Annotated in this window: 17 protein-coding genes and 1 tRNA gene; 9 read left to right on the top strand and 9 right to left on the bottom strand. The window is 46.2% G+C overall.

All coding sequences use genetic code 11. The features are described 5' to 3' along the window. The first annotated feature begins 44 nt into the window (after window positions 1-44). The gene (locus QUA88_RS02360; RefSeq protein WP_333270015.1) at window positions 45-1,385 is read left to right on the top strand and encodes a cytosine deaminase; all 1,341 of its coding nucleotides are present in this window, start codon (window positions 45-47) and stop codon (window positions 1,383-1,385) included. Between the two features lie 243 nt (window positions 1,386-1,628). Next, window positions 1,629-2,303: a 7-cyano-7-deazaguanine synthase QueC gene (queC, locus tag QUA88_RS02355; protein ID WP_333270012.1), complete on the top strand. Its 675-nt coding sequence runs from the start codon at window positions 1,629-1,631 to the stop codon at window positions 2,301-2,303. Window positions 2,304-2,689: 386 nt separating this feature from the next. Here the strand turns inward: queC and QUA88_RS02350 are convergent, their stop codons facing one another. Further along, window positions 2,690-3,019 (bottom strand): tetratricopeptide repeat protein, encoded by a 330-nt coding sequence (locus QUA88_RS02350; RefSeq protein ID WP_333208794.1) that lies wholly within the window; start codon window positions 3,017-3,019, stop codon window positions 2,690-2,692. Between the two features lie 35 nt (window positions 3,020-3,054). Continuing rightward, window positions 3,055-3,384 carry a tetratricopeptide repeat protein gene (locus QUA88_RS02345; protein ID WP_333147054.1) on the bottom strand — a complete coding sequence of 110 codons (330 nt, stop codon included), beginning with the start codon at window positions 3,382-3,384 and terminating at the stop codon, window positions 3,055-3,057. Window positions 3,385-3,548: 164 nt separating this feature from the next. On the opposite strand from QUA88_RS02345, the gene QUA88_RS02340 reads away from it, so the two are divergent. Continuing rightward, window positions 3,549-4,163, top strand: a complete 615-nt coding sequence (locus tag QUA88_RS02340) for a hypothetical protein (protein ID WP_333261787.1) — start codon at window positions 3,549-3,551, stop codon at window positions 4,161-4,163. A gap of 7 nt (window positions 4,164-4,170) precedes the next feature. Here the strand turns inward: QUA88_RS02340 and QUA88_RS02335 are convergent, their stop codons facing one another. Beyond that, on the bottom strand, window positions 4,171-5,649 hold the full coding sequence (locus tag QUA88_RS02335; RefSeq protein WP_333270008.1) for a hemolysin family protein: 1,479 nt from the start codon (window positions 5,647-5,649) through the stop codon (window positions 4,171-4,173). A gap of 68 nt (window positions 5,650-5,717) precedes the next feature. Further along, on the bottom strand, window positions 5,718-6,407 hold the full coding sequence (locus QUA88_RS02330) for a hypothetical protein (RefSeq protein WP_333055025.1): 690 nt from the start codon (window positions 6,405-6,407) through the stop codon (window positions 5,718-5,720). A 185-nt stretch (window positions 6,408-6,592) separates the two neighbouring features. On the opposite strand from QUA88_RS02330, the gene QUA88_RS02325 reads away from it, so the two are divergent. Further along, window positions 6,593-6,665 (top strand) — tRNA-Ile (locus QUA88_RS02325). Between the two features lie 262 nt (window positions 6,666-6,927). On the opposite strand, the gene pyrR is transcribed toward QUA88_RS02325, so the two are convergent. From pyrR to QUA88_RS02305, 4 genes are all read right to left on the bottom strand, one after another. Next, complete coding sequence (gene pyrR / locus QUA88_RS02320; protein ID WP_333055026.1) at window positions 6,928-7,461, bottom strand: bifunctional pyr operon transcriptional regulator/uracil phosphoribosyltransferase PyrR; 534 nt, start codon at window positions 7,459-7,461, stop codon at window positions 6,928-6,930. 360 nt (window positions 7,462-7,821) lie between these two features. After that, window positions 7,822-8,901 carry an adenosylcobinamide-phosphate synthase CbiB gene (gene cbiB / locus QUA88_RS02315; protein ID WP_333270083.1) on the bottom strand — a complete coding sequence of 360 codons (1,080 nt, stop codon included), beginning with the start codon at window positions 8,899-8,901 and terminating at the stop codon, window positions 7,822-7,824. A gap of 344 nt (window positions 8,902-9,245) precedes the next feature. Then, entirely contained in the window at window positions 9,246-9,647 is a 402-nt protein-coding gene (locus QUA88_RS02310) for a GFA family protein (RefSeq protein ID WP_333231881.1), read from the bottom strand. A gap of 37 nt (window positions 9,648-9,684) precedes the next feature. Continuing rightward, window positions 9,685-10,128 (bottom strand): RrF2 family transcriptional regulator, encoded by a 444-nt coding sequence (locus tag QUA88_RS02305; protein WP_333055030.1) that lies wholly within the window; start codon window positions 10,126-10,128, stop codon window positions 9,685-9,687. Window positions 10,129-10,393: 265 nt separating this feature from the next. On the opposite strand from QUA88_RS02305, the gene QUA88_RS02300 reads away from it, so the two are divergent. The 3 genes from QUA88_RS02300 (at window position 10,394) to QUA88_RS02290 (ending at window position 15,124) form a co-directional block, all read left to right on the top strand. After that, entirely contained in the window at window positions 10,394-10,783 is a 390-nt protein-coding gene (locus QUA88_RS02300; protein WP_015179394.1) for an AbrB family transcriptional regulator, read from the top strand. 108 nt (window positions 10,784-10,891) lie between these two features. Next, window positions 10,892-11,116, top strand: a complete 225-nt coding sequence (locus QUA88_RS02295; RefSeq protein WP_333055032.1) for a hypothetical protein — start codon at window positions 10,892-10,894, stop codon at window positions 11,114-11,116. Between the two features lie 423 nt (window positions 11,117-11,539). Then, on the top strand, window positions 11,540-15,124 hold the full coding sequence (locus QUA88_RS02290; protein WP_333270003.1) for a PAS domain S-box protein: 3,585 nt from the start codon (window positions 11,540-11,542) through the stop codon (window positions 15,122-15,124). Window positions 15,125-15,407: 283 nt separating this feature from the next. Here QUA88_RS02290 and QUA88_RS02285 read toward each other — a convergent pair whose 3' ends face one another. Continuing rightward, complete coding sequence (locus QUA88_RS02285; RefSeq protein WP_333208807.1) at window positions 15,408-16,511, bottom strand: site-2 protease family protein; 1,104 nt, start codon at window positions 16,509-16,511, stop codon at window positions 15,408-15,410. A gap of 1,269 nt (window positions 16,512-17,780) precedes the next feature. On the opposite strand from QUA88_RS02285, the gene ggt reads away from it, so the two are divergent. Further along, entirely contained in the window at window positions 17,781-19,508 is a 1,728-nt protein-coding gene (gene ggt, locus QUA88_RS02280; protein ID WP_333055038.1) for a gamma-glutamyltransferase, read from the top strand. Between the two features lie 527 nt (window positions 19,509-20,035). Continuing rightward, window positions 20,036-20,917, top strand: a complete 882-nt coding sequence (locus QUA88_RS02275; protein WP_333055039.1) for a choice-of-anchor L family PEP-CTERM protein — start codon at window positions 20,036-20,038, stop codon at window positions 20,915-20,917. Window positions 20,918-21,301 lie beyond the last annotated feature (384 nt).

Below are 21,301 nucleotides of genomic sequence, written 5' to 3'. Positions count from 1 at the left end.
GCGGTTGGGCTAAATTCTTACAAAAATACTAACTCACAAAATTAATGTTGCCAAGTACATCTAATTATTTGCTCAAAAATGGTCGCGTACCCACGTCTCTTCTAGAGATGAAATCGATCGCCCCGTCAGCTTCTACTGTCGCCACAACGGGGAGTGAGAACAATTTTTGTTTGGTGGATTTGGAAATTGCAGCAGGGACGATCGCCCAAATTATCCCAGTAGGTAGAAAACCTGTATCCTCCTCTGGAGATATCCCAGTTGTAGATTTGCACCGCGGCTTAGTTTGGCCTTGTTTTGTGGATATGCACACCCATTTAGACAAAGGCCACATTTGGGAACGATCGCCCAATCCCGATGGAACTTTTGCCAGCGCGATCGAAGCGGTAGGCGCTGACGCTCAAAAAAACTGGAATGCAGACGATGTTTACCGGCGAATGGAGTTCGGCCTCAAATGCAGCTACGCCCACGGAACCAAGGCTATCCGCACTCACATTGACAGCGCGGGCAAACAGGGAACCGTTAGTTGGGGAGTATTTGAAGCGCTGCAAGCCGAATGGGGCGATCGGCTGATCTTGCAAGCAGTTTCCCTGGTTTCCCTCGACTATTTCCTGACACCAGCCGGCGAAAAATTAGCCGATCGCATGGCCCAAACCGGCGGCATTCTCGGCGGAGTCGCCTATATCAACCCCGACTTAGACAAACAACTCGATCGAGTTTTTGCCTTAGCCAAAGAACGAAATTTAAACCTCGACTTCCACACCGACGAAAACGACGATCCAGATTCAGTAACACTGCGGGAAGTCGCAAAAACCGCCATCCGCCATCAATTTTCCGGTCAAATCATCTGCGGACACTGCTGTAGTTTAGCTGTACAACCGCCAGATTTAGTAACAGAAACTATCGCATTAGTCAAGGAAGCAAATATTGGCATTGTCAGCTTGCCGATGTGCAACCTTTACCTGCAAGACCGAGAATCTCAGCGTACACCTCGCTGGCGAGGAGTGACACTGCTGCACGAACTCAAAGCAGCCGGAATTCCCGTTGCAGTTGCTAGCGACAATTGTCGCGATCCGTTTTACGGATTTGGCGATCATGATGTTTTGGAAGTCTTTAATATGGCAGTCCGCATCGCTCATTTAGATAGGCCCTATGGAGACTGGCCCTGTACAGTGACAAAGACTCCTGCAGATTTAATGGGATTGCCGAAGTTAGGACGAATTGCAGTTGGTTTACCAGCAGATTTGATTTTGTTTAAGGCGCGGAATTTCAGCGAATTGTTATCTAGAGCGCAGGGCGATCGTACAGTCTTGCGGCAGGGTAAAGAAATTGATACAACTTTGCCCGATTACCGGGAACTCGATGATTTATTAGCAACTGAAATCTGACATTTTGTACGAATATCAAGAACAGGCTCTCCGGCCTGTTCCACAAAAGATGAATTTTCTTTCTACTCGTTACTAGGCAGAGCCGGGAAAGCAGTTAATTGAGTTTTGTGGAACGGGCCGGAGAGCCCGTTCTTGACAATCGTGTAATATGTAGGTTTCAAAAATCATTTAGCCTTGGTATATTGTCAATTTGCAACTATTTTGATATAAATATAAAAGCTAATTCGAGTGAGGATGTTTTAAGTGAAAGCAGTTATTTTATTGTCGGGAGGGCTAGATTCCTCAACAGTTTTGTATCAAGCCAAAGCCGACGGCTGCGAGTGTTATGCTATTTCCTTTGACTACAAGCAAAGACATCGGCGGGAGTTGGAATCAGCAAGGGCGATCGCACTTTCGGCAGCGGTTAAGGCACATCAGATAGTAAACTTTGACTTAACACTGTGGGGCGGTTCCGCTTTGACGGATAATGAGATGGAATTGCCTCGCGATCGCACTCTTGGAGAAATGTCTCAAAACATCCCCACTACCTACGTTCCAGCTAGAAATACGATCTTTCTCAGTTTTGCCCTCGCCTACGCAGAAACTCTACAAGCCGATCGTATTTACATCGGCGTCAACGCTTTAGATTATTCCGGCTATCCCGACTGCCGCCTCGATTACATTCAAGCCATGCAGGAAGTATTTCGGTTAGGAACAAAGCAGGGAAGAGAAGGAGAAGCTATTAATATTGTAACACCTTTGATCGAACTTAAAAAAACCGAAATTATTCAATTAGGCAACAAATTAGGAGTACCTTGGGAGCAAACTTGGTCTTGCTATGCAGGCGGGGAAAATGCCTGTGGCGTTTGCGATTCTTGTCGGTTGCGGCTGGCTGCTTTTGAGGAATTGGGATTGAAAGATCCGGTGCCTTACGCTTAAAGATGACTTACGCACGACGGCCCAGAAACCGGGTTTTTTCGAGTCTCTTCGCTTCGCCCGCCGAAACGGTAAAAAACCCGGTTTCTAAGCATCGCAGCGGGTGGTCAATCGATTTGAGATTTTAGATTTTAGATTTTAGATTGACCCCACGGATAAATGCGGGGGCTTGAGGATTTTAGATTTTCGATTTTGGATTGATTCCACGGATAAATCCGGGGGCTTGTACCATCAAGAAATTCCTGGTCAGAAACCGGGTTTTTTCGCAAGAATATGTTACAGATGGCAGAAACTGCCAAAGACCCGGTTTCTTGGGTTTTGATGGGTAAGTCGTGCATGACTAAAATTTTTAAAATTGATTCTTAGTTAGTTTTGAATCATCCGAGTGCTTATTTACCTTCCGGCTCATCCTCAACTTCCAGTTGACTCTCGTCTTCCTGTCCGAACGTAATTTCATTTTGCAGCGAATTCAATGGGACTAAAAGCATATCAGCTATTTGCGATTGTCCTCTAGCCCTGTAGATATCTATCGCTTTCTGAAAATCTTCTACTCCCCCCTGTTTTTCTCCAATTACAGCTCGCATACGAGCACGGATAATATAAGCTTCTACAAAATCCGGATTAAGATTAATTGCTTTAGTAAAAGCTTCAGCAGCTTCCTTATACTGTCCTTTGCGACCGAGGTCAAATCCTTGTTCATAAAGTTCTTTAGCTTCCATCGCATTCCTTAATTTATTTTGAATCAGTAGGCTGCTTATTTGTCTTCCGGCTCATCCTCAACTTCCGGTTGACCCTGGTCTTCCTGTTCATCCTTAATTTCATTTTGCAGCGTATTCAATGGGACTAAAAGCTGATCAGCTATGTCTGATCGTCCTCTAGCCCTGTAGATATCCATAGCTTTCTGAAAATCTTTAACTCCCCCATGTTGGTCTCCAGTTCCAGTCCGAGCATAAGCACGGTAAATATAAGCTTCTACAAAATCAGGATTGAGATTAATTGCTTGAGTAAAAGCTTCAACTGCTTCCTTATACTGTCCTTTGCGACCGAGGTCAAATCCTTGTTGATAAAGTTCTTGAGCTTTCATGGCATTCTTTAATTTCTGCTGTTCATCTCGCTTGCATAAAGGATCGAGTCTATTTACTTGACCTGATGAATCAATTATAAAGCACCCTGGTTGTTCCTGAGCATTCGCTAGAGTCTGAAAAAGAGGTAGACTAATTATTGATTGTTTTTTACAAGCTAAAAATTATGTCTATTGAAGAGCGCCGAGGTATTGAAACAATTGACAGAAACCAAAATCTACTTCTCGTTCGCGCTCCTATTGAGTCAGTGGCGCAAAAGCTTAGTAGGGCGAGACGCGCGGATGTCTGGGAACGGGATATCTACGATCGCGAAATCGAAATTACCGCCGAAAGCTATATTGTATTTCAGTTCCGAGGACACCCTTGGACGATCGTTGAGCAACTGAATCATCATCCCGGTTCCCTTGTATTTGGAGAAGGAGATGCGATCACTCTTTCCAGCTTCCCATCCACTCGCGCCATCTACTACAAATGCAGCGACACTTGCGGTTACATTGGTTATAACTGCTACGACAGAGGTGCATTTGCGGAGATGCTGTACTTTGAGGAAGAAATGGATCTCCTATTCCTCTCTGACTTTCGTGAGGTTAAAGCTGAGGACATTGACAGTGCCTTTCGCTTTACTTACGCTTTTATGGAGGAGCAAGATATCTATATTCCCTACGCATATTACGAAAATGTGAAGGTTGGCGATCGCATTAATTTACGCCCCAAAGGCCCGACGTTAGATGATTTAGTACGCAGCGACTTCGAGCGAGTAGATTATCTAGGTATTCGCTAAAATATTCTCAACTAGAAAATTTCGCCACACTACTCACCCCGCTATTCTTTCGCCCTTTCCCCACAACTTCCTCATCCGCTGCTGCAATTCCATCTAAAGTTCGATCGCCCGCAGCCCCTTCCAACAAGTGAATTTGAAGTTGATCCAACCGCGGCCCGCACACAGAAACAACCGTAAGTTCTACGTTGTCGCCGCGCCAAACTTCCCCCACAGCCGGCATTCTTTGCAACTGATAGCTCAGAAAACCTCCGATTGTCTGATATTCGTCAGTTACTGGCAAATCCAAATTCAATATTTGATTCACATCATCTAAATTTAACTGCGCTTGCACTAAATAAGTGCGATCGTCCAATACTTGCAAAGCAATTTCTTTACTGTCGGGTGACTCGTAGCTGCGGCCGATAATTTCGGCTATCAAATCGCGCAGTGTCACTAACCCGGAAATGCCGCCAAATTCATCGACTACGATCGCAATTTCTTCCGACGAACTCTGCATCAAAGGCAGCAGTTCCCCCAGCAGCATCATCTCCGGTACAAACCTCACCGAACCCATCCAATTTAAAATTGGCGTGTCGGGAGATAGCAAACCTTCAGCTAGGGGTTTCGCAAGTTGTTTGAAGCCAATAATGCCGATAATGTCGTCTAAAGAATCTCCCGTCACGGGATAGCGGGAATGGTTAGAAATCGCCATTTCGTCGAGCAAATTTTGAAATGTGGCCGTCTTGGGAAGTGCGACAATGCTAGGCCTCGGCACCATTACTTCTTCTACCCAAACTTCGCCAAATTCAAACACGTTGTTGAGCAATTCTCGCTTTTCTGCTTCCAAGCCGCTGGATTCGCTGGAAGTAGCGATAATTAATTGCAGTTCTTCGGGAGTAACCGGTCGATGCCTTAGATCGTATTCGATGCCCGCAAACCGCAAGAGCGATCGAGTAGATTGATTGAGAAACGACACAAAGGGCTTGAACAAACGGGCAATCAATAAACTCGGAGGCCCTAAACTTCTGGCTAACTGTTCGGAATACAGTAAGGCTACAGATTTGGGAAAGAGTTCGCCCAGTACGATTTGCAGGTAAGCTAGCAACAAAAAAGTTACTATTGATATGCTAAAAGAATGGGCGATCGCCGACTTGATGTAAATTGGCAGTGGCAAATAGCCGATCGACATTCTCACTAGCACGGCGATCGTACTTTCCCCAATCCAGCCGAGAGCTAAACTAGAAAGAGTGATTCCCAACTGCATTGTTGAGAGCAATCGCTCAATACTTTGCTGCAAAGATTGCACAGTTAAAGCTGCAACGTCGCCAGCGTCCACTAACTGATTGATGCGCGATCGGCGTACCGTCACCATCGAAAACTCAGCCGCCACAAAAAAAGCATTAATCGCAATCAGCAACAGCACTGACAGCAACCGCGACAGCACCTCTGTCAAACTCATCGCGGGTAAATCAGATATCTCCTGCACTCTCGCCCCTAAAAGTGACACAATGCTCCCTAAAAAAACTTTCTCGATCAAACCTGAGAATCCCTCTGCAGGTTTGGTCTTCTTTTATATTACTTCGCCACTGGAATGCCAGATATTTGCAACTGAAGTTTTTGACCTGGATAATCTGTCAGCGTCAACGAAACTTCCTTAGCATTTTCTAGCAAAGCTGTGGGAATACTCACCGTACCGTAAAACACCTGCCCGTTGGGGGGCAGTTCCGACGGCAAATCCTCGGCAGTCGCGCTCAGGGCCCGGCCACGATCGTCAGTGACGTTCAAGAAACTGTAGAGAAACCTCACAGCTTGGGAGCCTTCATTTTTCATGCTCACGTCTAGCAGCATGGAATTGTTGCGCTGACTGGACGCGCTCACTTCCAGAGTTATTCCCCCGTCGCGACTGTTCAGGGGAAACTTGGCGCTGGCATTTTGTGCCGCCGGTTTTTTGGCCGCGGCTGCTTTAGAGCTTGCCTTCTCTGTTTTAGTATTTGCCCCGGCCGTTTTTTCGGGATCGCGACCTTCTACCCGTGCTTTGACGGTTGTGAGAATGTCTTTTTCTTTCAAAATGCTCACTTGGTCTTTGCTAGCGGTCTTTCCAGGCTTGCCGCTGCCAGCATTGTTGCTGGGACGAACATCGGGTTGAGTCGTTCCTTGCAAGGCTTCGCGACCTATAGTAAATCCCCAAACAGAACTCGTCACGCCTGCTCCAAACATGAGAGCGAGCAGAATTAGAGTCAGCACTACCGTCGAATTCACTGCCATTGCCTATAAGTTTATGCCGAGTCCTAGAAACTGCTTTGTCCGGTCGATCGGCTTGCCTAAGATTGGCTAACAGGCGATCGGGACTCAGCCGCTCTAAAGATTTTGATTTTTGTTCTCTAGTTCTAGCACGGACTGAGAAATTATGTTATAATTCATTTTGAGTTAGGTCGAAGAAATCGATTTAACGGCAGTTGGCCGAGCGGTTTAGGCAGCGAACTCATAATTCGCCCCAGGCAGGTTCAACTCCTGCACTGCCGATTTTTAATAACTTAGGACGCTCAGCGCCCGAAAAACCCCGTTTCTTCCTAGAGGATTGCTTACCCAAAAGCCCCTATTCTGGTAGAAACCGGGTTTTTTACGTTGTCAGCGGGCGGAAACGAAGTATTTTGCTCGGTGATGGACGCAAAAAGTGGCTTGACGCGCTACTTACAGCGCACCCTAAGTAGTTTATTTAGCTGGACATTGTTTAACAGTCATTTGTGCCCAATCTAAAATCTAAAATCTAAAATCTAAAATCGTATTATCCCTTAATTAACTCCACTCCGTCGCGCCCGTCGATATCTTGAACGTAAACCTTAACTTGTTCTTCCTTTGCAGTCGGCAACTTTTTACCCGTAAAATCCGGCTGAATCGGTACTTCTCGGTGGCCGCGATCGACTAATACCGCTAACCAAATTTTCTCCGGCCGCCCGTAATCGTTTACCGCATTCAAAGCCGCTCGACTCGTTCTGCCTTTATATATAACGTCATCTACCAACACCACGGTTTTGCCCGTCAAATCGAAAGGAATTTCTGTTTTAGCCGGTGTCCGCATCGCAACTCGATCCAAGTCATCTCGATAAAAGGTAATATCCAAAGCGCCCACGGATACTTTGACTTGTTCGAGGACTTCAATTTGATCTGCCAAAATTTGAGCTAAAGGCACTCCTCTACTATGAATGCCCAACAGCACTAACTCCGAGGGATTCCCTGATTTTTCGACAATCTGGGAAGCGACGCGGGTGAGAGTGCGCCTCACTTCATCAGGGGATAAAATTTGGATAATTTTAGTCATGGGTTGCTGCGAGCTAATTGTTGGCTGTTGGCATATCGAACAATTTGAGATTTGAGATTTGAGATTTGAGATTTTAGACTGACTTGACAAATGAGACATCTTGCATTCATTCGCTCTCCCTCGCAAATTATCTGCGTTTATCTGTGTGTATCTGCCATTATCTGCGGTTTATGTATCAATCAAAGATTTGTGCAATTGCTCGTCTATGAATCTGGGAGTGGAACGATTTGGGATTTGAGCTTTGAGATTTTAGATTGACTTGATAGATGAATCTGGGGTGGGAACTACTAACGTCAAAACTTTTTTGCTCTCCCAGACTCCTGCTGAGAGCTGGTATCTGTGGTCGGGTGCAGTCAGCAGTTAGCGGCTCAAACATAATAAGGTATAAAAAAGCAATGATAGTCCCAACCAAATCAGAAAGCAATACCGAGTTAATTGCAATGCTTGGCAAATTAGCGGCGCTGCGATCGGGTGAACCGGCTCGCCTAACAGCGGTTTGTGTTTGAGAACTCCGCGATAGGAATTAGTACCTCCTAGTTGCACTCCCAAGATGGCGGCGTAAACGCACTCGCTCCAACCGGAATTGGGGCTGGCATCTTTAACAGCATCTCTCTGACAAATTTGCCAAATGTAAATCGGTTTGCCAGATATAACGGCTAAAGTAATCACTGTTAGCCGGCAAGGAATCCACGTCAGCACGTCTTCTAGTTTGGCGCTAAACCATCCTAAATCAGTGTATGGCGCTTCTTTGTAGCCGATCGTAGAATCTAATGTGCTGGCTGCTTTGTAAGCGATCGCCAAGGGGACTATAGCACTCGCCCACATCGAGTTAGGATCGATCGGCGCACCGGTAACACTTAATAATAGATGTGGCAGAGCGAACCCAAGTAAGGCATAAAATAGCGGTGCTGTCACGCCATCGACTGCATTCTCTGTTACAGTTTCTAACAATGCTCGCAGAATTTCTGGCTCGGATAAGTTTTCGGTATCCCGGCCGACGTAAAGGCTCAACCTTTCTCGCGCCTTGACTAAATCTCCAACATTTAAAGGTGCTAGCACATCCTCTGCTGCCGCCCTCAAACTGCGACCTGCAAAACAGCTTGCCAGCAAAATGGTCTGTATGGCAATACCTAAAAGAGGATGCACCCAACTAGCAGCTTGGACGATCGACCAACTGACAGTATAACTGCCTACAATCAGCCCGATCGCTAGTATTGTACCAGCACCTCGCAGCAGCAGTTTGTGCTGATCGCCAGCGGGACTATCCCCGGCTTCAGGCATTTTGCCTGCGGGATTATTCCATATATTAAAGACAAGTCGAGTATAACGGTCGATCGCCCAACCCATCGCCTGCACGGGATGCGGCCAACCCCAAGGATCGCCGATCGAATAATCCAACACCGCAGCTAAAATCAAAACAGGAAATTCATCCGGCATCATTATATATTGTGTCAAACTTGATAGTCCGTCAATCCATTTTAGATTTTAGATTTTAGATTTTAGATTTTAGAATTGAAGAAAGCGACTCCACCGATCGATCCGGGGACTGGCGATGGGGAGCGAGGATCTTTTTTCTCGCTCCACGGATGAATCCGGGGGGCCGAACCATCTTCCTTCATTGTCACAGCAGGAGTTATCGCCCCAGAGAGCAGATTTTAACTCCTGCTACCCTTGCGGACTTTGATTTTTTGAGGGGCGATTTTATAGTAGAAGAAAGAAGGAAGAAGCAATAAAGGCAAGGGTTTGAGCAATTCAAAACCTCATCATCATCAGGCGTGGTTGCTCTAACTGCTGAGATTACTGTAGTCGCCCAGCAAGTGTACGTTCTCCTCCCAATTAACACCGTCAAACGGTAGAATCTCAAAGTGTTTGATGGCATCGTCGTCAAGACAGCGGACGTTGACATCGAAATGATCGGGATGCGATCGGGGGCGATAGAACGAGTGAATGCCGCAAATTCGGCAGAAAGTATGTTGAGCAGTTCCTGTATTAAATGTATAGGTTGTCAAAACATCTTCGCCACTGAGCAAGGTAAAACGTTCCGGCGGCACAATGAGATGCAAAAATCCCTTCTTTTGACAGATAGAGCAGTTGCAATCAGATGCTTCGTGTTTGTCAACGGCTACACGGAAGCGGACAGCTCCGCAGCGTGTGCCACCAAAGTAAGTAACAAGTGTTGCGTCCATGTGTGCAAGCTTGCGATCGAATGAATGAACTTACCATTTAAATGATAAAGCTAGTTTCTTCCCCAAGAGCCGCTTGCCAACTGCGGACATCATAGTATAAGTCTTCGAGGGAAATACTGTACAGCGCTTCGGCAAGTTTTTTGTGCAATCGGTTCCACAAACTGAATGTTACCCAGTCCTCTGCTTGCGTCGCGTCGGGAAAATGTCGAGGTAAAGGTTCAATAGTTTCACCTACAGCCTCTAAGATTTGTCCTAAAGAGATTTGAGCGGGCATACGGGCTAATTGATATCCACCTTGGGCACCCCGAACAGATTGGACTAAACCGGCTCGTCGCATTTCAATCAGCAATTTTTCTAGATAAGGAGCCGGTAACTCCTGTCGCTTCGCTATCGATTTCACCGATGTCGGGCCGAAGCGAGGTTGCAAACTTAGATCCAGTAATGCTTTGACACTGTAGTGTCCGCGTGTGGTTAACTTCATGGGATTTTAAGAGCGGGGCAAATATTCAGCTAGCTGATAGGTGATAGCTTATGCTACCGAGTTTAGAGATTGCTCGCACCTGCTGCTGCTACTCCTCAAGAAAGACTGCAGGTTGTTAAAAATATTTAGATAATAGTGGTTAACAATTGAGCCGATCGGTGTAATATAGTTTTACGACCAGCTATAAAGCTAAAGTTTCTTGGTCAAACCAAAAACCTACCGAGAAAAAATCCGTACACCAGTTGAATATTTCAGGACTCAGTAAATGGCTAAAAAGAAAAATATCGAACCCCTTGAAGGCGAAGATCTGATCAAAAAGGTCAAAGACCTAGAGAACCTTACCAAGGAAGAAAAAGCTAGAGCCTGTGGCTACTACACCGTTACTAAGAACGGCGTAGAACGGGTCAACATGATGAAATTCCTGAATGCGCTGATTGATGCAGAAGGCATTCAGCTAGACGGGAAGCAAAACGGCAATGGACGCGGCGGACGCTCTGCCAGCTATCGGATTAGCGTTCAATCTAACGGCAACTTACTGATTGGAGCTGCCTACACCAAACAGATGGAACTCCAGCCAGGAGATGAATTTGAAATCTCTCTGGGACGCAAGCACATTCACCTGCGCCAAATCGATCGCGAAGAAGAAGAATCCTAGGCTTTTACGACTTGCTTTGACTTCTTGCTTGAACAGGTTGGTTTGACTTCAAGCATTGACTGCGAGCAGAGAATTGGCTCTGAAATCTTTCTGCGAGCCTAAAACACTATGGCTTCTATAGATGGCAATGGCTCGACAAAAGCCACTGCCACCACTTTATATTTTGCGAGAATACCTATTCTCGCCCCTCGCTATATCCGTTTGGACAAGCGGGGGATTTTCCGCGTAGCTGTTGAAGAGAAGTTCGGCAACGGATTGTGTAGCGGATGTAACGGATGTAACGGATGGATGTTCGGCAACGGATTGTGTACGGGATTTAACGGATGTAATTGATGAACCGAAGAGGTTTGAAGGAAGAATTAGGTTTGGTTGAGCTCGGAAACTCACCAAAGCAAGAAAATGGCGGAGGTATTCTCAGCTAACAGTGCATCATAACCAGTGGAAAAAAAGAGTGCAACTGTAGCGAAGCTCGAAAGCACGAGCTCCCTCATCCATCCCTAATTATTTAATCTAAAATCTAAAATCTAAAATCTAAAATTGTATAAGTCTCGTGCTTGCTCCTGAGTTGTGTCTGTGTGGGAGGGGTTTTGAGGGGAAGGAAACACCTCGATCGCCCGTAAGTGAAATTACAGGCTGGAACAGTTAAAGTGTTAGGGAGCAATTAGTCACCAGCCTATGCCGTTGCCCCGATTCGCGAGCAAAACTTCTCAACACCAAATAAAAATCCCCCTGCGTCACCTTCTAGTGGCCTCTTTTGTGCTGCAAATCGTCGCAGCCGTTGGGATTGTCGGGTATCTGTCCTTTCGCAACGGAGACAAAGCAGTCGAAGAGCTCGCCGAGAAATTGATCGCGGAGACGGGAAAGAGAGTTGAAGAAAAGCTGATTTCTTTTCTCGAACCTACCCAGTGGGTAAATCAACTTAACGCCTCGGCGATCGAGCGCGGTGAATTAAACTTACAGTTAGAAAAGCCCCAGCCTCGGGGAGAGAAGTTCCTCTGGCAGCAAATGCGATCTTTTAAAAGCATTCAATGGATTTCCTTCGGTGCTGAAAAATCAGGAGAATATCTCGGCATTTGGCGCAACCCCACTGATCGCAGCTTGCAAATTGTCGCGGCGAACAAGTCTACCAACTTTCAGAACATATACTACGCTACAGACGGCAACGGCACTCGCACCGCTAAATTAAAGGCAGAACCCGGAACCTACGATGCCCGTCTCCGCCCCTGGTACAAAGAAGCTGTCGCAGCTAATAAACCGATTTGGACGAGTATTTATCGAGGTTTTACTCCTGGGACTGTTTTTATTGCTGCCAGCCAACCAATTCGCGATCGAAATGGTAAATTGCTGGGAGTTTGTGCCGTAGACTTTTCGCTCTCGGAGCTTCAGCAATATCTCCATCGCATCAAGCTTAGCAAAACGGGACAAATTTTCGCGATCGAACGATCGGGCTTGCTGATTGCCAGTTCAAGTCAAGAATCACCCTTTAGAAAGATGTCGGGAAACCCGCAACTGCAGCGGCTGAATGTTTTAGACAGCCAAACTCCTATCATTCGCACCGCAGCTAAATATTTGTACGAACACTTCGGGGGCTTTGGCGACATTAAGCAGCGACAGCAATTGCAATTTAGCCGAGACGGGCAGGAATATTTTGTGGAAGTGCTGCCGTTTTCTGATGTTTACGGTTTGAACTGGCTGATTGCGATCGCAGTGCCCGAATCCGATTTCATGGGGCAAATTAACAAAAATACGCGCACTACAATTTTACTTTGTTGGGCGGCGCTACTGCTATCGACAATTGCTGGAGTGCTGACAGCTAGGTGGGTAACGCTGCCGCTGTTGCGGCTCAATGAAGCAGCTAAAGATATTGCCGCCAGAGAGTTCGATCGCGCTGTGGCTGTCAGTAGGCTTGAGGAAGTCGGCGAATTAGCCCAGTCTTTCAACGAGATGGCTGCTCAACTGAAAAAGTCTTTTCAAGCTTTGGCAGAAAGTGAAGAAAAATTTGCCCAACTGGTAGAAAATTTGCCTGTTGGAGTCTCGGCGATGACTCCGGGTGGCGCAGTTATTTTCATGAATTCGGCGGGTGAGCAGATATTGGGTAGGGGAGAAATGCCCGATGCTACCGCAACAGAGCTAGCAGAAGCTTATCAAACTTATATAACAGGAACCGATCAACTTTACCCGGCAGATCAAATGCCGTTTGCACGGGCGTTGAGTGGCTTCGAGGTGATTGCTGAAGATATGGATATTCGCCTGGATGGGAAAAATATTCGTTTGGAAGTGCGAGCGCTGCCGGTGTTTGACGGTGGGGGGAATATCCTTTATGTTCTTAATGTTTTTAAAGATATTACGGCTCGCAAACACGCAGAGCAAATATTGGCTGACTACAACCGTACCCTGGAAATTGAAGTAGTCGATCGCACGATCGAGCTAGCCTCGATCAATGCCCGCTTGCAGCTCGAAATTGAGGAGCGCCAGCAAGCTGAAAAAATTATCCGTCAAGAGCGCGACTTTAACTTAAAGATTATCGAAAATTCTCCGATTTTTTTTGTGGCGATCGACTCTGAGGGTAAAATCCTGCTGGCGAATAACTGTATGCTGGAAGCGGTGGGCTATACTGCCACAGAAGTTGCAGGCAAAGATTACTTAGCGACATTTGTACCCCCAAGCGATCGAGCCGGATTGCATTCGATTTTTACGGGCGTAACAGCGCGGGAGCAAACGGTTAACGAACATCGCATTCTCACTTCGGACGATCGGACTTTGTTAGTGGAGTGGCACGGCACACCGGTGCTCGACGAAGGTGGCAACCTGGATTTCTTGTTTGGATTTGGGATTGATATTGGCGATCGCAAACAAGCACAATTAGCCCTGCAAAAAAGCGAAGCTCTGTTTCACAAATTAGCGAACACTGTTCCGGGAGAACTTTACATATTCGTGCAGCATCCCGACGGATCAGTCAAGATGGAATATATCAGTCCTCGATGCCGAGAGATTCAAGAATTAGAGCCGGAGGAAATCCAGAACAACTCTGCTTTACTCTACGAACAAATGCACCCGGACGATCGATCCAGTCACTTCGAGGCAATTGTCAAAAGTGCCACTGTTCTAGAACTATTTTCCCACGAGTGGCGGATTGTGACAGCATCGGGAAAACTCAAATGGCTGCAAGGTTATTCTCGACCAGAATTGCGCGAAAATGGAGATATTGTCTGGCACGGCATAATTATTGATACGAGCGATCGCAAACAAGCAGAACAAGAACTTCAACAAGCCAAAGAAGCCGCAGAAGCTGCCAACAAAACTAAAAGCCTCTTTCTCGCCAACATGAGCCACGAATTGCGAACCCCCCTCAACGCCATTCTCGGCTTCGCTCAATTAATGGAACCCAGCACTAATTTAACTTTGCCGGAAAAAGAAAATATCAAAATTATTCGCCGCAGCGGAGAACACCTGCTCCAAGTGATCAATCAAGTCTTAGACTTATCTAAAATAGAAGCTGGCCGCATGACACTCAACGCCAAAACTTTTGACTTGTACCGCTTGCTGGGGGACGTGAAAAATATGTTTCAAATTCCGGCAAAAAATAAAGGATTGCAATTAATTATTGACTGCTCTTCCGATGTTCCCCAATACGTGCAAACTGATGATGTTAAGTTGCGACAAGTGCTAATTAACTTATTAGATAATGCGGTTAAATTTACCCCTTCCGGTTCAGTTTCAGTTACTGTGGAGCCGAATAAAAAACAAATAATTAAGCCTATATTGAACGAAGCTTTTGATTTTGTGGAAACTCAAAAGACAGTCATTATTTCCTTTGCCATAGCAGATACAGGAGTTGGTATTTTCCCGGACAAATTAGAAAGCATATTTGAATTATTGGTGCAAACTGCATCTGAAAAAAAAGTTCAAACAGGTACGGGTTTAGGATTAAATATCAGCCGCGAGTTCATAAGATTAATGGGGGGCGACATTACCGTCGAGAGCGAAGTGGGACAAGGGACTGTCTTCAAGTTTGATATTCAAGTTGTTACCGCAACGGGTGCTGGTGAAGTCATCAATAAATATGTTGAAGTCAAGGATTTATCGCCGAGTTCAAGTATGGTACAAGAAAAAATATCTGATAGTGCTGCAATATTTACGCTGGACTCCAAGCCGAAAGTTTCCCCAGAATGGGCGAGAACTCTAAAACAGGCAGTCCGTGAGGCTGACTTCGATTTGATTGCCACAACTATTGAGGAAATCGGCAGCGATAATGATGTTTTTGCGGAAGTTCTGAGGAATCATCTATATAATTTTGATTATCAAAAAATACTAGATTTGATGGCTGAAATTGAGCGATAGGGGGCTGAGCTTTCGAGTGCGCCGAAGCCCACCTTATCTATAAAGTAGCTGTTCTGCATAGATGCTCCCCGAACAGTTATTTTAGCTGCTGCCACAAGAGTCATGAGATGGCATAAGGTGTTCGTTCAGACTCTCAATACACTATGATAATCATGTTTGATTTACTGCTAATAATTGAGTGGTTGACTTGACTTTTTTGAAGCTAAAGTTAACCCCCCCGATCGCCCTTTTGGTAAGGGTAAATCGAGGGGGTTAACTCTTATTTGTCAAGTATCTGAGGATATCAAGCAGGGTTCGCTTCGGCTCGTCTTTGTAACAGGCGGGCAATTTCAGCTTTTTCTACAAGTCCTACTAGGACACCGTTTTCGCGAATGACGGGGAGTTCTTGTACTTTGAGTTGTTCTAGGAGGGTGACGACTTCAAGAAGGGATAATTCTGGTTTGACGGTGGTGGAAAATTCGATCGGCTTCAGGAGTTCTTTGACTAAAACTTCGGGCCAGCGTCCGGTAGGAATGGTTTTGAGGTCATCAAGGTCGATCGCCCCTACCAATTGTCCGGCATCATCTGTTGCCAGGAACCTGCGCCAGGTTTGAGCGCTACCGATAACGTAGTTGTTGGCAAATTCTCTGAGGGACAAGTCTTGGGAGACGATCGGACTTTCGGGGGTAACAGCATCTGCGGCTGTCAGGCCTGCCAGTTGATTTTGGACTGTGGCATATTGGGCCGATTGACCGGCATTTTGCAGTAAGAACCAACCGATTACTAAATTCCAAATATTGCCGAACACGCCTGTAGCAATGGCAATCCAACCAATTATTTGACCGACGCGGCTAGCAAAAATTACACCTTTGTAAGGGTTGCCAGTAATTTTCCAGACAATTGCTTTGAGGATGTTGCCACCGTCGAGGGGCAAACCGGGAATTAAGTTAAATAAGGCTAGAACTAAGTTGATGGAAGCTAAAAGTCCCACGATGGCTGCTGCGGGGCCTGTGAGTCCAGCACCGATGCCTATGGCTGTTAACAAACCGGATAAAAATAAGCTAACCAACGGGCCTGCAATGGCTACCCAAAATGCTTCGGCTGGGGTTTTGGATTCTCTTTCTAAATTAGCCAGTCCGCCAAACAGAAATAGCGAAATCGATTTCACGCCAATTCCCTGTTTAATGGCTACCCAACTGTGTCCTAATTCGTGGGCTAAGACGGAAGCAAATAACAGTAACGCTGTGAATAATCCCAGCATCCAGGGCGCTACGGGGCCCAATGTGGGAAACAGGGCAGCTAATGCGCCGCCGTACTGCCAGGTTACTAAACCCAGAACTAAAAACCAAGATGCGTTGACAAAGAAGGGAATCCCAAACAGGTTGCCGACGCGAAATGTACCGTTCATAATGGCTACCTCTGATTTTACGAAGGAGAGGTTTTTCTCTCTGTCTCCTTATCGTAACGAAACGTAACGGCGATGTTAATGCTTCCATTAGGGTGTTATCCGTCTGTGGAGGTTCGGTTTGCGGAATCATCATTGGCAAATGCGGTTGAGTCCGCCTGGGGTTAAAAATCCCTGTCTGAAAGCGGAAGTCCTCGCTATGAGGGCTGATGAGGATATTTTCTTTTATTTTCTGTTTGAGTTTTGAGTCGGTTTTAACTCAATAAGCTGTGGAGCATTTAAACCACTAACGAGTTTGTATGGTGCGTCAGGAGTGAACACTTACGCTTACAAGGGAAACACTTCTGTACGCTGGGCACCCTACTATCGTCTTTTAAATGCCGAACAGCTTACGCTTGGGTTAAAACTGTTTATTCCGGGCGAGATCCTCCTCGCATCCCCCTTGCTAATCAGGGTGAATTAATTTTCGGAAAAATCAACTAAGCTGATTGGAGTAATTGCTGACGTTACCTGAAGGATTGAACTGGTTTATCTCGGCACTGAAAACCGAAAAGCAACTCACTGATATTTTCAAGTTGGTTAGCCATCAATCTTAAAGCGCAGGGGTTGAGTATTCGTACTACTCATCCGATCTTTCGGGAGCATCTTAATATTTGTAAAAACACTTCTTCTGGCTCCTTCCTTCTGACTTTTTCCTCCTGCCCCGCAGCAAGATGGCCTCAAAACTCTAATTTATAGCTAGTCTGCTTTCATTGAGATGCTCCCTTGTCACCCTCCGCGATCGCAGAGCGTTATTATAACTTGATGAGGGAAAAGATCCCAAATGGCTTCTATAAATTGTACTTGACCACGAATTTCTTCATGTGGTACCCGCCACGTGATTTATCCGTGGAATCAATCCAAAATCGAAAATCCTCAAGCCCCCGCATTTATCTGGCGCAAGTCAATTCTTTAATCTAAAATCTAAAATCTAAAATCTAAAATCGATTGACTTTAAGGGCAAGATATAAAGGAGCATCCTGTCAATAGCGGTTCTTGTGAACCCATTTGAGATATTTATGGCGATCGACAGACAACGGGCGATCGACTCGCACCCTCCAAGATGTCAAATGGGTTCTATACCAAATTAGATGAGCTTACCGGGCTTATTGTACCATATTCATTTGTTTAGATGGATGTGTTACTTTACTTGGAAATGGAAAAAGCCGTCGTAAAAGGACGGGGTTTTAAACCCAATCTTCTGATAAAAAACCCTCGCCTCACCCGTAAAAAATGTTGCAAAATTTATTGATTAAAGTACGAATTTATACTTGTTGCCTAACAGTCTTGGTGTTGGGTGGCTGCCAGCAACAGCTACAGCCAACCTTGCAGCAGCAGCGCAGCAAACAGGGGATGGCAGTTTCCGCTCACCCTCTGGCGAGCGCTGCGGGGCTGGCCCTGCTGCAACAGGGCGGTAATGCAGTGGATGCGGCGGCTGCTACTGCTTTGGCGATTTCGGTGGTGGAGCCTTTTTCGGCGGGTATCGGCGGCGGGGGTTTTTTGCTCCTGCGGCGGGCCGAAACGGGGACTGTGCAAGCGCTGGATTTCCGGGAACGAGCTCCGCAACGGGCGGCGCGGGATATGTACCTCGACAAGCAAGGGAAGGTGCGCCAAAGGGCAAGTCTGGACGGGCATTTGGCGGCGGGTATTCCGGGCACTGTTGCTGGACTTTATACGGTGCACCGCGAGTATGGTAAGTTGCCTTGGGCACAGGTGGTGGCGCCGGCGATCGCCCTGGCTGAAAAAGGCTTTCCGGTAAGTTCGCGGTTTACCACGGCTACCGGGCGACGACAGGAGGTGCTCAAAAAAAACCGGGCGGCGCGGGAGATTTTTACTCGTGGTGGCATTTTATACCAGCCGGGTGAGCTTTTGGTGCAGCGGGATTTGGCGCGGACTTTGCGGCAGATTGCACAAAATCCCCAGAGTTTTTATACCGGGGACATTGCGCGGGCGATCGCCGCCGACATGGCTAAAAATGGCGGCATTATCACTCTCGAAGATTTGAAAAACTATACGCCGATTTGGCGAAATCCGGTTTGTGGCAACTTTCGCAGTTACGAAATTTGCGCGATGTCGCCTCCTTCTTCCGGCGGCGTTCATTTGTTGCAAATCTTAAATATTCTGGGAGATACGGATCTCAAGAGGTTGGGAAGGCAAAGTCCAGATACTTTGCACTTGCTGGCGGAGAGTATGAGGATTGCTTATGCCGATCGGGCTGAGTATTTGGGCGACCCGGATTTTGTGAGTGTACCAGTCAAAGCTCTAACTAGCACCAATTATGCCAAATTGAGACGATCGCAAATCCAAATGTCAAAAGCCAGACCCTCCAGCGAGGTAAAAGCTGTTGACGCTGAAACTTTGAACCGTCTCCTGTGGGAGTCTCCCGAAACTACCCACCTCACGGTAGTTGACAAAGAGCGCAATGTGGTATCTTTGACGTTTACAGTGAATGGCGGTTTTGGGGCTGGAGTCGTGGCTGCAGGTACGGGAATTTTGCTCAACAACGAGATGGATGATTTTGCAGCGGCGCCAGGAGTGCCGAATTTGTTTGGTTTGGTGGGCGGGGAGGCAAATTCGATCGCCCCTGGGAAAACTCCTTTATCCAGCATGACGCCGGTCATCGTGACAGAAAATGGCAAATTTCGCCTCGCTGCGGGGGCTCCCGGAGGCAGCACGATTATTACTACGGTGTTGCAAATTGTGCTGAATGTGTTGGTTTACGACATGAATGTTGGTGAGGCTGTATCCGCACCGAGGATTCACCATCAGTGGCTGCCCGATCGCCTGATGGTGGAACGGGGAGGTTTTGAGGCTGCGACGCTTTCGGAGTTGCGGCGGCGGGGACACCAGATTGTCGAAGGTGATGGCTGGGGCAATGCCAATGCGATCGTCCTGACTGCGGATGGTTGGTTGGAAGGGGCTGCCGATCGGCGCGGCGAAGGAGAAGCAAGGGGATTTTAGTCAACAGTCAGTCGATTAGAGATTTTAGACTTCGACGCGCCGTCGAGTCGCACTCAGTCGAAGGATTTTAGATTTACTCCAGAGATCAATCTGGGATATTGAACTAGGGTCAAAAATTTTGATCTCTCTACGACAGGAATCGGGGGCTTGTATGGTTTTTTTGGGCGAGGTCATCTTTCATGAGTCATGAGTCCTTAGCTATTAGTCATCTTTCATGAGTCATGAGTCCTTAGCTATTAGTCATGAGTCATTTTGGAGAGTCCCAACGGTATCAAAACCAGGTTTTTTGGGTTGCCAGTGCGTAAGGGATAAAATTATTAGTCTGTGTACTTGTATTTTTGCCTCCGTATTTTTGCGCTGAGGTTTATAGGCTGACAAACTGCCAATAACTACAAAAAAAAATAACCACACAAAGCGTAAATCTACTTATATGTAAAGTTATTGTAAAGCTACTAGACATTAATAGTTATATAATGTAAAAATTAAGGTGTGCAGAGAATCAGGTTTGTATCTTTTAGGAAAAATTTATGATAATTACTCACAAAAATGCTGCCTTAACAGCTACATTAACTACTGCTCTGAGTTTGTTGGCAGCGCCAGCCATGGCATTTTCGGTAGGGGCAACGAATAACACTGAGACTTTGAAAAATAATTTATTGGGAGCTAATACAGTCGGCTTGAGTAATTTTTCTGTTTCAATTACGGGTAATTCTGCTGCTTTTGGTACTTTCACTAATGACCCCTTCGGTTTGACATCAGGTGTTGTTCTGAGCACTGGTAGAGTCACCGATATACCGGGTCAGAATCGGAAAGATAACTTCACGACAGAGGACAGCGATTTAAGCACGGATTTTGGTGCTAAGGGTGAACAAGGGGATACGACTCAGCTAAACCTCAGCTTTTTTGCTAATAGCACTGTTCAAAAGTTATTCTTTCAATATGTATTTGCTTCTGAGGAGTTTCCTGAGTTCGGCGGTTCTAATAAATATAATGACAATTTTGAACTGCTGCTGAACGGCACTAATTTGGCAAAATTGAGCGACGGAAAAACTGTTACGATTAATAATCTTGTTCCCGATCCATATAATCGCTCTAAAGATCACCCCGACTATATTGACAACCCAAGTTGGACAGGTATTGCTGCTAACATCGTTAAGCTCGACGGTTTTACTAAAGTTTTAGGTTTTGAGGGTTTGCTCAAGCAAAATCAGACGAATGTTCTCAGCATCCGCATTAAAGATGTGGGCGATGGCTATTTAGATTCTGCTGTATTTATTAAAGGCGGTTCTCTGGAGACGGTTCAACCTGAGCCGGTTCCCGAACCGATGACTGTGGGGGGTTTGATGGCGGGAGGCGCTATGCTGGCTGCTGGACGAAAGTTACGCAATCGCCGTGGTGGAAGTAATTAATAAGGGAAGGAAGTTCGGCAACGGATTATGTAACGGATGTAACGGATATAACGGATGTAAAGGATAGAAGGAAGAAGGAAAAAGGAAGAAGGAAGAAGGAAGAAGGAAGAAGGAAGAAGGAAAAAACAGAACAGGAACCATGTTGGCGGTTGCTGTAATATGAATCTCGATTAGCCGTGTTGGAGACAGAAAGGGGGTTTGATGAACGAACAAACCTCGTTGCAGTTGTTGAACCGGGTAAAAAAACTCGGTTTGTGCGATCGCGATCGCGTAATATCATGTCAAGTAATTTAAGCATTATGGGTACGCAGCGAGGAATGCAAGTCCTCATAGAATTCTGACGACGAACCGCCTCACTACGAACCAATTTTCTTGCGGTTGTTC

Origin of the sequence: Microcoleus sp. D3_18_C2 (assembly GCF_036702395.1) — a bacterium.
Lineage (GTDB): Bacteria > Cyanobacteriota > Cyanobacteriia > Cyanobacteriales > Microcoleaceae > Microcoleus.
Note: the sequence above shows the minus strand (reverse complement) of the source record. Positions and strands in the feature narration are given on the sequence as shown.